At 67.0% G+C, this 15,748-nt stretch carries 14 protein-coding genes; 1 reads left to right on the top strand and 13 read right to left on the bottom strand.

The window, feature by feature from the left end:
• Nucleotides 1-17 precede the first annotated feature (17 nt).
• Nucleotides 18-1,586, bottom strand: coding sequence for a mucoidy inhibitor MuiA family protein (locus JRI60_RS06930; RefSeq protein WP_204225057.1), 1,569 nt, complete (start codon nt 1,584-1,586; stop codon nt 18-20).
• A gap of 11 nt (nt 1,587-1,597) precedes the next feature.
• Nucleotides 1,598-3,619: a mucoidy inhibitor MuiA family protein gene (locus JRI60_RS06925; protein ID WP_204225056.1), complete on the bottom strand. Its 2,022-nt coding sequence runs from the start codon at nt 3,617-3,619 to the stop codon at nt 1,598-1,600.
• Between the two features lie 68 nt (nt 3,620-3,687).
• On the opposite strand from JRI60_RS06925, the gene JRI60_RS06920 reads away from it, so the two are divergent.
• A complete protein-coding gene (locus tag JRI60_RS06920; protein WP_204225055.1) occupies nt 3,688-4,275 on the top strand; it encodes an NYN domain-containing protein in 588 nt (195 codons plus the stop codon).
• Between the two features lie 33 nt (nt 4,276-4,308).
• On the opposite strand, the gene ahcY is transcribed toward JRI60_RS06920, so the two are convergent.
• The 11 genes from ahcY to JRI60_RS06865 form a co-directional block, all read right to left on the bottom strand.
• Nucleotides 4,309-5,616, bottom strand: a complete 1,308-nt coding sequence (gene ahcY / locus JRI60_RS06915) for an adenosylhomocysteinase (protein WP_204225054.1) — start codon at nt 5,614-5,616, stop codon at nt 4,309-4,311.
• 116 nt (nt 5,617-5,732) lie between these two features.
• A complete protein-coding gene (gene metK, locus JRI60_RS06910; RefSeq protein WP_204225053.1) occupies nt 5,733-6,902 on the bottom strand; it encodes a methionine adenosyltransferase in 1,170 nt (389 codons plus the stop codon).
• 129 nt (nt 6,903-7,031) lie between these two features.
• Entirely contained in the window at nt 7,032-7,688 is a 657-nt protein-coding gene (locus tag JRI60_RS06905) for a YceI family protein (protein ID WP_204225052.1), read from the bottom strand.
• A gap of 145 nt (nt 7,689-7,833) precedes the next feature.
• Nucleotides 7,834-8,331, bottom strand: coding sequence for a nuclear transport factor 2 family protein (locus JRI60_RS06900; RefSeq protein ID WP_204225051.1), 498 nt, complete (start codon nt 8,329-8,331; stop codon nt 7,834-7,836).
• Between the two features lie 43 nt (nt 8,332-8,374).
• Entirely contained in the window at nt 8,375-8,887 is a 513-nt protein-coding gene (locus JRI60_RS06895) for an O-methyltransferase (protein WP_204225050.1), read from the bottom strand.
• A gap of 158 nt (nt 8,888-9,045) precedes the next feature.
• Nucleotides 9,046-9,984: a TauD/TfdA family dioxygenase gene (locus JRI60_RS06890; RefSeq protein ID WP_204225049.1), complete on the bottom strand. Its 939-nt coding sequence runs from the start codon at nt 9,982-9,984 to the stop codon at nt 9,046-9,048.
• A gap of 38 nt (nt 9,985-10,022) precedes the next feature.
• Nucleotides 10,023-11,600 (bottom strand): AMP-binding protein, encoded by a 1,578-nt coding sequence (locus JRI60_RS06885; RefSeq protein WP_204225048.1) that lies wholly within the window; start codon nt 11,598-11,600, stop codon nt 10,023-10,025.
• Between the two features lie 3 nt (nt 11,601-11,603).
• Complete coding sequence (locus JRI60_RS06880; RefSeq protein ID WP_204225047.1) at nt 11,604-12,212, bottom strand: thermostable hemolysin; 609 nt, start codon at nt 12,210-12,212, stop codon at nt 11,604-11,606.
• 263 nt (nt 12,213-12,475) lie between these two features.
• Nucleotides 12,476-13,486 carry a methyltransferase gene (locus JRI60_RS06875; RefSeq protein ID WP_204225046.1) on the bottom strand — a complete coding sequence of 337 codons (1,011 nt, stop codon included), beginning with the start codon at nt 13,484-13,486 and terminating at the stop codon, nt 12,476-12,478.
• A 45-nt stretch (nt 13,487-13,531) separates the two neighbouring features.
• The gene (locus tag JRI60_RS06870) at nt 13,532-14,956 is read right to left on the bottom strand and encodes an amidase (protein ID WP_204225045.1); all 1,425 of its coding nucleotides are present in this window, start codon (nt 14,954-14,956) and stop codon (nt 13,532-13,534) included.
• A gap of 98 nt (nt 14,957-15,054) precedes the next feature.
• Entirely contained in the window at nt 15,055-15,672 is a 618-nt protein-coding gene (locus JRI60_RS06865) for a flavodoxin family protein (RefSeq protein ID WP_239470385.1), read from the bottom strand.
• Nucleotides 15,673-15,748 lie beyond the last annotated feature (76 nt).

Here is a 15,748-nt window from a genome sequence, read left to right as displayed (position 1 = left end):
CGTACTCCACCCCGTGCCTACAGCCCGCTCATGTCGTAGCTGGTGGGCACATCCACGTGAAAGGAGAGCACCACCGAGCGCTGCTCGGCGGGAGCGAGCGACACCTTCCAGGAGACGATGCCGTCCACCGAGTCGAACACATGGCCGCCGGTGGTCTTCTCCCTGTCCAGCTCCACCTTCACGTCGTCGAGCTCGGAGACGGGGATGTGCTCGGCCAGCTCCACCACCTCGGGGCGCTCGCGGTAGTTGGCGAGGTTGAAGCGGTAGGCGTAGCGGAAGCGGCGCCGGCCGCCGAAGAGGCCCTCGTCGCGAGCGATCTCCTCCACCACCACGCGCTCCACGCGCAGCGACTCCTCGATGCCGAAGGTGAGTTGGAAGGCGCCGCCCTGGGGCACCTGCTCCAGCACCTGCCGGCCGATGAAACCCGAGGCGCGAAAGATATCCACGGGGCCCGGCAGCAGCGGAAAGGGAGCGCCGTTGACGAGGTTGGCCACGCGGAACACCACCGGGTGAAGCTTGGGCGCGGTGTTCCAGGAGAAGGAGGACTTCATCCTCGTGCGAGCCACGCGCAGCCGCACGGCGGTGCCATTGCCGGACACCTGCGCCAGCTCGGGCACCAGGAGCTGCACGGACACGCCCTGTGAGGCCGCGCGCAGGGCGCCCTCCGTCTCCGCCAGCACCTGCCCGCCCGCCCGCGCGTGCTCCTGCCGCTCATCGCGCCGGACCAGCACCTTGCGCTCATCGGGCCGCTCGCTGGCACTCAGCGTCAGGGGCTCGAGCTGCGGCGGCTCCGCGTTGGCGCGCGGCCGGGCGGTGGAGAGCACCAGCCGCACCCCGCTCCAGTCCTCGCCAGTCGCCTGGCGCACGGTGGCGAAGGTGGACAGCTCCACCTGGCCACCCGCCTCGTCGGCGCGAGCCTCATACACGGGAGTCCAGCCCGCGCCGCCCACCACGTACTGCAGCTCGACGCGGGCACGGCCCTCGCTGGGGCAGGCCAGCCTCACCTCCACCCGGCGCTCCAGGCGCGCGGCCGAGGCCTCGAGGTACGCCGCCCGCTCGCGCAGCGAGTCCAGCTCCCGCTGCACCTCGCGCATGCGGGCGGTCCGGGCCGCCACGTCGGAGGCGGCGCGCAGCCGGGTGTCCAGCGCGGCGTCGAAGGCCGAGGCCCATGCACGGGTGTCCGGCTTCGGCTCGGCGAGCTCGAGCGTCACCCGCTGCACGGCCATGTCGCCGAGGCCCGCGCCCAGCTTGCGCAGCGCCTCCGCGCGCGCACGGGCGTCCACCAGCTCCGCCATCTCGCGCTCCAAGGCCTCGCGCTTCTTGCGCAGCGCCTCGTGCTCGGGGCCGAAATCACTCGTCAGGGAGCGCTCCTCGGCCACGAGGCTCTCCACGGTGGCGTCGTCGGAGCGGGCGCGGAAGCTGGCCGGGTCCGCCGCGGGCGGCACCGACTCGAAGACGGCGAGCGCGTGGCCGGAGCACGGCACCGACTCCACCCGCGTCACCTGGGCGCGATCCAGGTAGACGACGACGGAGGACACCTTCGCGGGGGCGGCGAGCGCCAGCATCATCAAGGGCAGGGTGTGCATGGCGGCTCCTCCTATTGGTACTGCTCCAGGCGCCAGCCCTTGGGGTGGCGGACGGTGTACAGGAAGGACACCGCCGTCTTCTCCGAGGGCGGCACCATCAGTCGCCACATCAACGTGCCTTTGTCCTTGTCCTGCTCGGCATAGGGCTCGGTGCGCACGAGCTTCACCTCCACGTCACCGCTGCGCGACAGCGGCCACTGGTCGTGGATGCGCACCGGGAGGGCGAAGGGGTACGGGTTGGCCACCTCGATGGTGACGAGGTACTCGGTGATTTCGTCCTTGCCGATGAAGCCCTTCTCGGAGGTCATGAGCTTCACGTTGCGCACCGGGCGCACCGCGGCGTCGACGCCGAGCGGCAGGGTGAAGGGCTCGCCCGGCGACACCAGGGTGAGCCGGGCCTGGCCCGCGGGGTCCGCTCCGACGAAGAGCTGCGCCTCGCCGCCGGGCATCACCTGCCGGGACGGGCTGCGCAGCTCCGCCACGAGGAAGGCATTGGGGGTGAGGGCGGGGTACAGCTTGCGCTCCACCCGCACGGGCCAGGTCTCGGTGAAGAGGGGCACGCGCCGCTCTCCCCCACCGCTGCGCACCGTCTCGCGGCGCTGCGCGGGGAAGGCCAGGGCATGGCCGCCCGCGAGCGAGGCGGGCAGGTCCGGCTCCATCACGGGCCGCCGCCAGCCCTCCGGCGGCGCGAGGCCCACGGGCACGTCCACCGGAGGCGGAGACCAGGAGCCGCCGCCGCTGACGCCGTACCCACCACTGGACCCGGGGGCGAGCTCGGCGAGGCTCTCGAAGGAGCGAGTCGCGCCACCCTTGCCGCCGGGACGGTTCACCGCGATGCGCTGGATGAACTCCGAGTCCTCCTTCCCCCCCGTCACCGTGGAGCCCATCTCGATGGTGGTCGGAGGGGGCTTCTTGTCCTCCGCGTTCACGAAGGTGCCGATGATGGTGCTGTCACCCGTGGAGGCCGGGGCTTGCCGCGGAATGGGCGGAGTGCGCGTCCGCTCGGCCTCGGCTGGCGGCTGCGGCGCCGGGCTGGTCTGGACGGTGAGCGCGAGGAGACGGGAGCGGAGGCGCTCGTCCTCGTCGGGCGCCTGGGGAGGAGCAGGAGGCGTGGACGGAGGAGCGCGCCAGGAGTCGGCGACCGGGGCGGGCGTGGGGATGAAGCGCTCGCGCTGACCGATCTTCCAGGTGGCGAGCCTGGGCGCGGTGGTGGCGGTGGCGGGGAGGGCGGTGCTGAGCGTGAGCGCGGCGTCCTCCCAGTCCTCGCCCGTGCGCTGACTGACGCGCCCGGAGAAGGCCACCTCCACGCGGTTGGAAGCGGGGTCGAGCCGCAGCTCATAGGAGGGGTACCAGCGCGCGCCCGAGGTGACATAGGTGAGCGTGAGCGTCGCGGGGCCCTGGCCCGAGAGGGTGGGGATGACCTCCACGCCCGGGCGAGGGGGCGTGGCACCGAGCTGCCGCGCCTCCCGGACACGCTGTGAGAGCTCGCGCTCGAGCGACTCCTCACGCTGGGACACCTCGCGCAGCTTCGCCTGGAGACGGGCGGTGGTCTCGACCACGAAGTCGGTGGCGGCGCGCCAGCCGGAGGCATCGAGCCGGGAGGGAACCTGGAGGGAGAGCTTCCCCTGGGGATTGGAGGCGACGGCGTCCTGTGTGACGGCGGGCCGCACCTGACCGAGGGCGGAGAGCTGGGCGGCGTAGGCCTCGTGCTCGGCGCGGGCCTGGGCGATCCGGTCATCGAGCCGCTCCAGCTCGGTGACGAGCCGGCGGGCCTCGGTGGCGGGAAGGGACTCGGAGTCCACGGAGCGGATGTCCACGCGGGCCACCTCGGCGCCCTGGGCCTCCACACGGATGCTGGAGGGGTCCACCGCGCCATACAGCAGGGGAAGCTCGACGCGCTGGGTACCGGAGAGACTCACCTTCGCGGTGCGCACCACGCGGGCCCGGTCACTGTAGACGGTCACCGAGGTGACGGGAGCATCCACCGCGGCGAGCCACAGCGCGCTCAGGGCCGACAGTCCGAGGACAGGCATTGCCCATTTGTACCGTTCCGGGCGAGGTGCCGTCACCTGCCCCCCATGGCATCGGGTATCCTCCGACAATGTCTTCCGCACGCCCGCCCGCAGCTTCCTATGTGCTCATCGACGCGGAGAACGTCGACTGGGCCGTGTCCAATGTCGTGGGACGCAAGCCCGAGCCCCAGGACCGTGTGCAGTTCGATCGGCTGGTGGCCTTCTGTGAGAGCCACTTTCCGACGCCCGTGCGCTGCGTGGTGGTCCTGAACGCCAGGAGCGAGCAGTTGCCGGATGTGATGATCGGCTTCGTGCGGGCCCTGAAGACGGCGGGCTGCGAGGTGGCGCTCCTCTACGGCCGGCCCGACCAGAAGGTGGTGGACCTGGGCATCCTCAAGCTCCTGGAGGCCATCCGCACCCAGCGCCCCAAGGCGGCGGTCGCGCTCGCCAGCCACGATGGAACCGACTTCGCGGAAGCCCTGCGCACGATGCTGGAGGAGAAGCGGCGGGTGGCGATCCTCGGGCTGCGCGAGTACATGAGCCAGCGGTTCCGCGAGCTCGTCCCGGCCGGGCTGGAGATCCTGGACCTCGAGATGAACGCCAAGGTGTTCCAGCGGCCGCTGCCGCGCCTGCTCCCGGTTCGCGTGGACGAGTTCGACCCCACGCTCTTCCTGTAGCTCGCTCCAACGAGCCCACGCGAGCCCGTGGCTTCAGGTCCCCTCTTCCCAGGAGGCCAGGTACTTCTCCTGTTGGGGGGTGAGCTTGTCGATCTTCACGCCCAGGGCCTTGAGCTTCAGCCGGGCGATCTCCTGGTCCAGGAGCTGCGGCACCGCGTAGACCTTCCTCTCCAGCTTGCCGTGGTTCTTCAGGATGTACTCGCTGGAGAGCGCCTGGTTGGCGAAGGACATGTCCATCACGCTCGAGGGGTGGCCCTCCGCGGAGGCCAGGTTGATGAGGCGGCCCTCGCCCAGGACGATGATCTTCTTGCCGCTCTTCAGGGTGAACTCCTCCACGAAGTCGCGGAGTATCATCCGGCTCCTGGCCAGCCGGTGCAGCGTCTTCAGGTCGATCTCCACGTTGAAGTGGCCCGAGTTGGAGACGATGGCGCCGTCCTTCATCTTCTCGAAGTGCTCCTGGCGGATGACGTCGATGTTGCCCGTCACCGTGCAGAAGAAATCGCCCACCTTGCAGGCCTCGCTCATGGGCATCACACGGAAACCATCCATCACCGCCTCGAGCGCGGTGGTGGGGTCCACCTCGGTGACGACCACGTCGGCGCCCATGCCCCGGGCGCGCATGGCCAGACCGCGGCCACACCAGCCGTAGCCGGCCACCACGAAGACGCTGCCCGCCAGCAGGCGGTTGGTGGCGCGGATGATGCCATCGATGGTGGACTGGCCCGTGCCGTAGCGATTGTCGAAGAGGTGCTTCGTCTTCGCGTCGTTGACCGCGATGATCGGGTAGCGCAGCACGCCCTGCTTCGCCATCGCGCGCAGGCGCACCACGCCCGTGGTGGTCTCCTCGGTGCCGCCGATGACGTGCTCCAGCAGCTCCATCCGGTCGTTGTGCAGCACGCCCACCACGTCCGCCCCGTCATCCATGGTGAGTTGGGGCCGGGTGTTCAGCGCCTCCTGGATGTGGCGGTAGTAGGTGTCGTTGTCCTCGCCCTTGATGGCGAAGACGGAGACGCCGTGGTCCGCCACCAGTGAGGCCGCCACGTCGTCCTGGGTGGACAGCGGGTTGGAGGCACACAGGGCCACCTCCGCGCCACCCGCCTTCAGGGCGAGGACCAGGTTGGCCGTCTCCGCCGTCACGTGGAGGCACGCCGCCAGGCGCACGCCCTTCAGCGGCTTCTGCCTGTCGAACCGCTCGCGGATCTGACTCAACACCGGCATGGTGCGGCCAGCCCAGTCGATGCGGCCCCGGCCCTTCTCCGCCAGCAGGGGGTCCTTGATGTCCGCGTGCACCGGCGCACGGCTTCTCCTCGCCGGCTTCTTGAGGCTCACGACCCTGGCCATGGAGAGACTCCTTCTGGAGAGATGGAAAAAGAAAACGCGCGTGAGCCTTACCGGGGCTCACGCGCGTTTCAACAGCCGGGACGGCAGACCGTTGACGGTCCGCCAACGTCCTTCTTTCAGACGGCCTTCAGGCGGGGGCTCGCCACCGCCTCACGCAGCGCGTCCTTCTTGTCGGTGCTTTCCCAGGTGAACTCCTTCTCGGAGCGCCCGAAGTGCCCGTACGCCGCCGTCTTCTGGTAGATCGGCCTCAGCAGGTCCAGGTACTCGGTAATCTCTCGCGGCTTGAGGCCGAACGTGTGCCGGATCGCGTTCTGGATCTTCTCCTCGGGCACCGTCGCCGTTCCGAACGTCTCCACCAGCACGCTCACCGGCTCCGCCACTCCGATCGCGTACGACACCTGCACCTCGCACCGCCGCGCCAGTCCCGCCGCCACCACCGTCTTGGCGATGTGCCGGCCCATGTACGCCGCCGACCGGTCCACCTTCGACGGGTCCTTGCCTGAGAACGCACCGCCACCGTGACGGCCCATGCCGCCGTACGTGTCCACGATGATCTTTCGGCCCGTCACGCCCGAGTCGCCCATCGGACCGCCGATGACGAAACGCCCCGTCGGGTTGATGTAGATCTTCGTCTTGGCGTCGATGAGCTTCTTGGGAAGAGCCTTGGCGATGACGTCCTCGCGGATCGCCTCGTGGATCTTCTTGTTGGACACGTCCTCCGAGTGCTGCGTCGACACCACCACCGCGTCGATGCGCACCGGCCGGCCGTTGCGGTACTCCACCGTCACCTGGCTCTTGCCGTCCGGCCGCAGCCAGTCGTGCGTCTTGCGCCGCACGTCGGCCAGGCGCCGGGTGAGCGCGTGGGCGTAGTGGATGGGCGCCGGCATGAACTCCGGCGTCTCGTCGCAGGCGTATCCGAACATCATGCCCTGGTCGCCGGCTCCCTGCTCCTTCTTGTTGTCCACGCCTCGGGCGATGTCCTGGCTCTGGCCCTCGATGGCCACCATGACTCCGCACGTGTTGCCGTCATAGCCCATCGAGCTATCGGTGTAGCCAATCCGGCAGATGGTGCTGCGCACGATCTTCGGGATGTCGACGTAGCAGTTGGTGGTCACCTCGCCAGCGACGATGGCCAGACCCGTCTTCACCAGGGTCTCCACGGCCACTCGGCCCTGCGGATCCTTGGAGAGGATGGCGTCCAGCACGCCGTCGGAGATCTGATCGGCGATCTTGTCCGGGTGCCCTTCGGTGACGGATTCGGAGGTGAACAGGTAGTCGGTCGGCATGTCTTTGTTTGTTTGGGAAAAGGCGCGCCACTGCCGCGCGTGGAAGTGAGGGGTGACGGTGCCCCTACCCTGAAACGAAAGAGGGGCCCCAACCGAGGCCCCTCTGGGCAACTGCCCTACCTGCTCGGACTACTTGGAGTCCTTGGCAGACTTGGCCGGGGCCGCCTTGGCGGGAGCCGCCGCCGCGGGAGCCGGGGCCTGCTTCTTGTTCATCTCCAGGTCGATGGTGATGGCGACCTCCTCACCCACCGCCACGCCGCCGGTCTCCAGGACGCTGTTGTAGGTCAGGCCGAAGTCCTTGCGGTTGACCTTCGTGGTGGCCGTACCGCCACGCTTGATGTTGCCCCAGGGGTCCTTCGACTCCGTGGTGAAGCCCTCCACGTCCAGCACCACCGGCCTGGTCACGCCGTGCAGGGTGAGGTTGCCGGACACCTTGAGGTTCTCACCGGCCTTCTCCACCTTCGTCGACTTGAAGGTGATGGTGGGGTACTTCGCGGTGTCGAAGAAGTCGGTGCCGCGCAGGTGCTCGTCGCGCTTGGGCTCGTTGGTGTTGATGGTGGTGGCGTCGATGGTGGCCTCCACGGTCGACTTGGTGATGTCCTTCTCGTCGATGTTGGCCTTGCCGGTCACCTTCGAGAACGCGCCGCGCACGTTGGACACCATCATGTGCTTCACGGAGAAATGGGCGTTCGAGTGGCCGGTGTCGATCTCATACTCGGTGGCGAACGCGAGCGAGGGGGCGGCGAGCACGAGGGCGGCAACGGCGGGCTTCAGGGACAGCTTCATGGTGTTTCTCTCCAAAGTAGGGACTGCGAACGACGGGGGTTTCATCCACGCAGCGCGAAGCCGCGCATGGACAAAGTCGGGTCATCGATGGAACGGCGGGACCTATACCGCACACATCGAGGGCTGTGAAGTCATCCACACCCTCTCAATCGGCACCCCAGCCCGCGGGCGGCGAAACCTTGCCCATGATCAGATTCCAATATTCCACGTTGCGTGAAACTTGGTCAGCAGTATCGAAATAGAGCACGTTCGTCTCGATGAGCGTGACCCAGTGCTCTCCCTCGGGATTCAGCGCGGGGACACGCATCGTGACCCAGAGCTCGACCGTGGCACGATTGCCCTCCATGAGGGGCTCACCATGCTGGACCATCACGTCGGATTGGCCCGCCGTGATGTTCTCCCAATAGGTGTGGATGGCCGACCGCCCCACGAAGGTCTGGTCGTTCACGCCTGGGATGGCCTCATAGATGGCGTTCTCTGTGAACAGCTGGACCGCGGCGTCGGCATCCTTGGTCTCCCAGGCCTTGCCATACGCTTCGATCCAATGCACCACGTCCGTGCGCTCGACAGGACGCTCACACGCCACGAGCCCCATGGCGGCCATGGCGAGTCCCGCGGCGAGCAGTGTTCTTCGGTTCATCATGCTTTCCTATGGATTCACTGTTGAAGGCTGAGAGGCGAGTCCGTCAGGACTCGCGCAACGACAGCTCGATGCCATCCCCGAGAGGGAGCGAGACCGACACGTAGCCAGGACCGCGGACCCGGTCGAGGTAGCTCTGAGGCAACATCGAGAGGTTGTCGGACACGATGACGGAGCCGGGCCGCAGCTTGGGCTCGAGGACCTCGAGGACCGGGAGGTAGAGATCCTTCCAGCCATCGAGCAGGAGCAGGTCGATCGGGCCGGCGACCCCCGCGAGGGTCTCCCGGGCGTCTCCCTCCAGGATGCGGACGACGTCCTGCACCCCGGCCCGCTCGAGGTTCTCCTGCGCCTTGGCGATCTTCTGCTTGTTCATCTCCGAGCCGGTGACGAAACCGACGCCGTTGTCGCGGACGGCTGCCCCGAGGTGGATCAGGGAGGCACCAAAGGAGGTGCCGAACTCGACGATGGTCGTCGGGCGCAGGATGCGCACCAGCATGTACAACAGACGGCCGACCTCCGGCCGCACGGGCAGGGCCGCATCGACGCAGAGGTCACTCATCTGGGACAGGGTTGGCGCGGAGCTCCAACCCGCCACGATGGAGCGCGCACGCTCGAGGACGGTGGAATCGCGTTGTGAAGCCAGGAGGATTTCCGCGAGCACACTCTGAACGCGGGGTTCTTCGAGTCGGGACATGGTGGCGGGTACCAGGGAGGGAATCAGACGAGCGCCGGGTTGAGGTAGCTCAAGGCGTTGTAGATCTTGCGACCCGTGTCTTCGATGGCACGCCTGCCGTGCATCACGCGGGTGTTGTCGATGAGGGCGATGTCGCCGTCCTGCCAGTCGATGTTGAACGTCAGCTTCTCCGTGAGCGTGCGCATCTCCTCGAGGAGCTCCACGGGGATGTCGCGCCCGTCCGCGAAGAAGATGCGCGGGGCCTCGTAGTTGTACGACGGGCCGAAGATGCTGTTGGCCCAGGCCAGCCGCGAGCCGAGCTCCGTGCGCAGCACGGCCGGGGTGCGGAACGAGTAGATGATCGACCCGTCCGGCTGGGCCTTGATCGTCGTGTTCTTCTGGTCGTTCACCATCCCCTGGAGGTGCTCGAGCCGGATCTCCTCCATCGGGATGGAGCCCCCGAGGTTGTGGAAGGCGAACACCTTCCACTTCGGCTCCTCGACACGCCGCTCGTAGATGATGTCCTGCGCCAGGAACTGCCGGCGGGCGGTCTCGTTGGCCGCGTCCCAGACCTCGCAGCCATCACATACCGTGGTCTGGGAACCTCTCGTCGCCGCCTTCTCGCAGAAGAACCAGCAGAGATCCGGGCGGAAGGGGCTGTTTCCGTTCTCGAGATGGAGCCCCATCGCATCCACACCGGCGTCTACCTTCTGGGCGACATTGCCGCCGTGGAACTTGCGAGCCGGATCCAGGGTCACCCGGGTCGAGTAGGACTTCACGAACTCGCTGAACACGGACAGGTCCGCGGGAAAGCCCCGGAAGAGCAGGTACCCGTGGGCGGCGAGCTTCGAGAGGATCGCGCGAGGATTCAGGTCGCGCAGGTGCTGGCCGGAACGGCCCTTGATGATCAACCCCGAGCCCGAGGGACAGGGGACAAGCTCACAGCCCGAGAGGGCCGCGTTCACGGTTTGAACGTCGAACATTGTTACGTTCCTCTTGTTTTCGTGTTTGCGATGTCCGGCTACGCGACGGCCTTTTCCAGCGCTTCCGCCCGAATGGCGTCTTCGACAGCGGCTCGAATCGGCCGGCCGGTCACGGTGAAGAACCGCCGGTAGATGTCTTCGCGCCCATGCAGCACGTGCGCCACCTGGACACGTTCGACATCGGAGAGGTGGGTTTGACCGAACTGGGAGATCACGCTCCTGGCCTCCGCCAGCTCCTGAGCGGGATCGATCAGGAAGAGGCCGTGCAGCGCCGGGAGGTGATTGCCGACCACGGCGACGGCGCGGACGAACGGCAGGGTGGCGTACTGCGCCTCGACCCACTCCGGGGCGATGTTCCGCCCCGCGGACGTGATGATCACGTTCTTCTTGCGGCCCGTGATGCGGACGAAACCCTCGCTGTCGATCTGGGCCAGGTCACCCGTGTGCAGCCATCCCTCCGCGTCGACCACGCAGCTCGAGGGATCGTCGACCGTGTAGCCAGCGAACAGGGACGTGCTCTTCACGAGCAGCTCGCCATCATCCGCCAGACGCACCTGCACGTGAGGCAGCGGCTTGCCAACGGTCCCGATACGCCGGGCGCCGGGCCGGTTCCAGCTCACGACCGAGCCGTTCTCCGACAGGCCATACCCCTCGTAGATGGGAATGCCCATCTCGTCGAGGGACCGCAGCACCTCGGGGTCGATCGGGGCCCCACCACAGCAGATCAACGGCACGGCGTCCGTGTCGAAGAGCGTCCGGTTCAAGGGCAGGCCCGCTCGCAGGGCCGCCGCCCCGGCCTGACGGATCTCATCGACCAGCGCCGGCGTGGCCACCAGGGCCGTGGGCCGCGAGGCGACCAGGAAGGGCATCACCAGGGAAGGCGCCGCGATGGCCGTCCCCACCAGGGGAATCTCCGGCGGCAGGAGGACGAGCACCCCCCCGTGCAGGATGACCATGTAGAGGGCGGTGACCTGCTCGATGAGCAGGCTCAGGGGCACGGTGCACAGGTACCGGCGGAAGGCGCCTGCCGGCATCTCCTGGTCCAGCGACGTCAGGAGGGCATTGAGGCCCCGGGCCCGGATTCGAACGCCCTTGGGGCGCGAGGTCGTTCCCGACGTGTGGATGACCTTGCAGATCCACTCCTCGTCCGGATGCGCGAGCGAGAACGACTCGGGTCCGGCGGCGATGAGCGCGTCCACGTCCACGGTCAGCACCGCGCTGGCCTGTCCCAGCAGATCCTCTCCCCACTCGGCGAGCCGCTTGGAGCCCAGCTCGTCGACCAGGCAGATGTCGACCTCTCCCAGCAGGCTGGAGGCCTGCGCGCGAGAGAAGGCCAGGGGCACGGGCACCTCGATGGCACGGCCCAGGAGGCAAGCCAGGTCGGAGATGATGAACGCGGGCGTGTTGCCGCACACCACGCCCACCCGAGGGACACGGCTCCCCGCTTCCTCGGAACGGAGCTTCACCGACAGCAGCCGGTCAGCGAGCGCTCGAGCGGCCCGGGTCACCTGCCGGTACGTGAGGCTCCGCGCGACGTCGCCGCCGGGCCCCAGGAGCTCGAGCAGGGGCCGATCCGTATCCGCGAGTTTTCTCAGTGCATCTTCAAGACGTCGCATCCATTACCTCGCGGCGGTCTGCTGCTGGGGCTGGTAGTCACCGGACAACAAGGTGACCTCGGGATCCGCGAACGAATACCGGCCGGTGGAGTTGGCGAACAGCGCCGCGATGTCCTTCAGGGAGATGACACCCGCCTTGGGCCCGCTCTCGTAGTAGGTGCCCCACTGGCTCTGCTCCGAGGGATCCAACCGGCTGATCTCCGCCGCCTGGATGGGCGTGAAGGGGATGCTCAGCCGCGCGAGCGTCGTGGCGAGCGCCAGGGTCGCGGTGCAGAGGATGTACTGCATGCCCAGACACCAGGTGACGAGCGGAGTCAGGCGGATGATCTCGCTCCCAGCGCCACCCTTGCCACTGGCCAGGGAGCCAACCTCGACGATGCGCTTGCGGTCCGGCGCGACGCCAAAACGCCGCGTGATGGCGGATTCCACCGACTCGTCGAGGTACCGCTCCGAGAAGAAGGGTCGGTCCGACCCGAACGTCAGGCCGGCGCAGGCATCGACCTTGTGAGGAGTCCCGGGGTTCTCATCCATGAACCCCGCGAGAAACGCATCGGGACGAGGCATCACATCCGCCCCGTAGCTCGACGCATACTTCTCACGGACCAGCTCCACGCACGGATTCCATAAATCTGAAAAGCGTCGAATGAGAGCAATTCTCATACAGGTACTTCCGCAGGTTTGGGGTGTGAGCGAACAACGGAGCAACGGAATGCGGCGCTGTGGGCCCCTCCCCCCACGGCACGACACAGCGATTGCGAGCCCGTACGCACGGCTACATCTCAAACCACCGGGCTGTGTGAGACTCTAGAGACAACCCCTGACACAGAGGGCGTGAGGGAATGCACGGCCCTCTGGCCAGCGGGCTTCGGCGAAACTCAGCCGAGCTTCTTGCCCACCACGAGCGACACCGAGGAGGGCAGCTGAATCACGTTGCTCTGCTTCAGACCCGCCGCGTTGAACCAGGTGTTCATCTCGTCGAGGCTGTAGGTGCGGTCACCCGAGCAGGCGAACATCGCGAGGCTGAAGGCGGCGTTGTGCTTCTCGACCTTGTCGGTCTTCACGTCCTCGAGAATCACGACGATGCCGCCCGGGTTGAGGGCGCGGGAGATGTTCTTGATGAGCTCCTGGTTCTCCTCGAACGTGTGGTTGTGCACGATCTCGAAGAGCAACACGACGTCGTAGCCCTCGCCGATCGGATCCTTCAGGAAGTTGCCGTGGCGCAGCGACACGCGGTCCGAGAGCCCCGCCTTGGCGATGGCACCACCGGTATTGGCCAGCGCCTCGGGCAGGTCCATCACCGTCGCGGTCAGCTGGGGATGGCGCTTGCAGAAGGCCATGGAGTGCAGACCGTGCGAGCCGCCGAGGTCCAGCAGCCGGCGCGCCTTCTCCGGAATCGGGGTGGACTCGACGATGTTCGAGACGGTCAGGGTGGACTTCACCTTCATGTAGTCCGAGAAGTCCTTGCCCGCCTCGGGGCGGTCCGCCCAGCGCTCCCAGAGGGACTGCTTCGGCTTGCCATCCTTGATGGCCTGCGGAAGCTCCCACATGACGTTCCACAGCTCATAGCCCCACATCAGCGCGGGGGTGAAGTCCGTGGGCGCCTTCGAGCTCAGCCAACGCTCGGCGATGGGACCATGGCTGTAGCGCCCGTCCTTCACGCGGAAATAGTCGACGGCGACGAGCACGTCGGCCAGGGCCTCGACACCCTGGACACTGGCGTTGAGCTCCTTGGCCAACTCCGCGGCGGTCAGGGCCCGGCCACCATCGAGCGCCTTGATGAGCCCCAGCTTCGCGGCCGAGACGAGCGCCGAGTACTTGATGGTGGAACCAATGACATCATCAATGGGGTTGCCAGACAGAGCGGAATTGTCGGTGGTATGGAACATGCGCAGCTCTCCTCAAGAGAAACGACGGATGAAGATATATTTGATTCAAAGCACGGGACGGCGAGCGGCCCAGGGCCGCGCCTTCTCGAGCTGACCCGCGAGAGAAAGCAGACACGCCTCGTCTCCGACGCGGCCCGAGAAATGGGCTCCCACCGGCGTGCCGTCCGCTGACTGATAAAGGGGCACGGACATGGCCGGTTGTCCAGTGAGATTCGCGAGAGGCGTATCCGCGACGAATTCGAGCGCGCGGTTGAGCTGCTCCATGGGCGTGCCGGAATTGAGCACACCCAGCTTCGGAGCCGGCTCGGAGGTCACTGTCGACAGATGCAAGTCATAGCGCTCGTGGAACGCGGCGAGGCGACGCGACACCTGCTGGAGCCGGGTGATGGTCATCAGATACCGGGCGGCGCTGATCCTCCGCCCCTCCTCGTACAACCACCAGGTCACCTCTTCGAACCGCTCCGGCTTCGGTTCACGCCGGCTGAGCGCGGCATAGCTGGAGATGGCCGAAGACACACCCGCGGCCCACACCACGAGAAACAGCTCGTGCAGCTCCGAGAAGCGCACCGGAAGCTCGTCTGTCACGACCTCGTGACCCAGGTCCGCGCAGAGCGCGGCGGTCTCCTTGATGGCACGGGTGCACTCGGGATGCAGTTGCCTGTCCAACGTGACAGCGATTCGCAGCGGGCGCTTGGGGCCCGAGCGCACGGCATCGAGGAACCGACCGGAGACAGGCGGGGCGAAGTACGGCTCACCCAGGGCTGGACCCGCCACGGCGTCGAGCACGGCGGCGCTGTCGCGTACCGAGCGGCTGACAATGAATTCCGCCGCCAGCCCGTTCATCAAATCTCCAAGGTCGGGCCCCATGGAAACGCGAGCCCGTGTCGGTTTGAGCCCGAAGACACCACAGCATGAGGCGGGGATCCGGATCGAACCGCCAGCGTCGTTGGCATGGGCGACAGGCGCGAATCCGGCGGCGACCGCGGCCGCGGCACCACCGCTGGAACCGCCAGCGGACAGCTCGAGTTTCCACGGATTGCGGGTCGCACCGGTGAACACGGGCTCGGTGGTCGGGAGCACCCCGAACTCCGCCGTGTTTGTCTTTCCCAGGAGCAGGAGACCGGCACGCCTGAACCGCTGGACGAGCTCGCTGTCGTGACCCGGCACGAAACCGTCGAGGAACGCCGACCCCACCGTCGCTGGCAGGCCCGCGCACGAAGGACCCAGGTCCTTGTACAGATAGGGAACGCCCCACAGCGGTGCGTCCTTCACATGCTCGGGCGCGGGGCCTCGCGCTTCGAGCAGCGCGTCCTCATAACGATTGGAGACGACAGCGTTGACCGTTAAGTTAAGTCGCTCGATGCGTTGGATTGTCGCGGCGACCAGCTCGTGAGGCGTCACCTCTCGCTGACGTATGAGGTCAGATTGGGCAACAGCGTCCGAGTTCAGGATGTCATCAAACCCACTCATTTATTTTGCTGTCGGCACGGCTCCGTCATGGACCGCGCGGCCGTGCCGACCCCCCTTCTTTTTTTTGGACGTGTCCGTCAGCTCTGCTGACGTGTCCGTCAGCTCTGCTGAGGAGACCGTCCAGCCTTCTTGGAGGCCCGACCCTCGAGATACGTATGAGTGACTTCCGCGATGCGCTGTCCGAGCGCGGCCGCGGTACGCAGGTCGGCCGGCGGGGGAACGACGTCGCCACCCTGATCGTTGTTGGACTGCGCCATGGCGCCGAGCCAGCTCCCGAGGCGGTTCAGATCCTCGCTGGAACCAGCGCTCGTGTTCCAACCACCGTAGGTGGCCAGGCCAACCCAGATCATGCCGTGCTGGGCGGCGAACAGCGCCATCTCCATGAGCGTCTGAAGCTTGTCACCGCTCATGCAACCGCTGTTCGTGAAGCCGCCGGCGATCTTGTCACGCCAGCGAAGCTTGTCCGCCCAGGCGGCGCTGGTGGCCTCGACGAAACGCCGAAACACAGCACTGGAGCCGCCCATATAGGTAGGCGAGCCCATGATGATCGCATCAGCCGCATCGAGAGTCTTGAACAAGCCCTCGGAAAGCTCGTTGAGCGAAAGCAGGTCGACATGCGTATCCGGTACGCTGCGCGCCCCCTCCGCCACAGACTGGGCCTGTTTGGCCGTATGCCCATAACCGCTGTGATAGACAACCGCAATTCGCGCTGGCATGAGTCTCTGAGTATAACGGATTTATCTCCCAGTCAACAACTACTTGGGTTACGAAGTTCTCGTACTTCTCCCGTTT

The organism is Archangium violaceum (assembly GCF_016887565.1).
Classification (GTDB): domain Bacteria; phylum Myxococcota; class Myxococcia; order Myxococcales; family Myxococcaceae; genus Archangium; species Archangium violaceum_B.
This window is presented reverse-complemented; position numbering and strand designations above follow the sequence as displayed.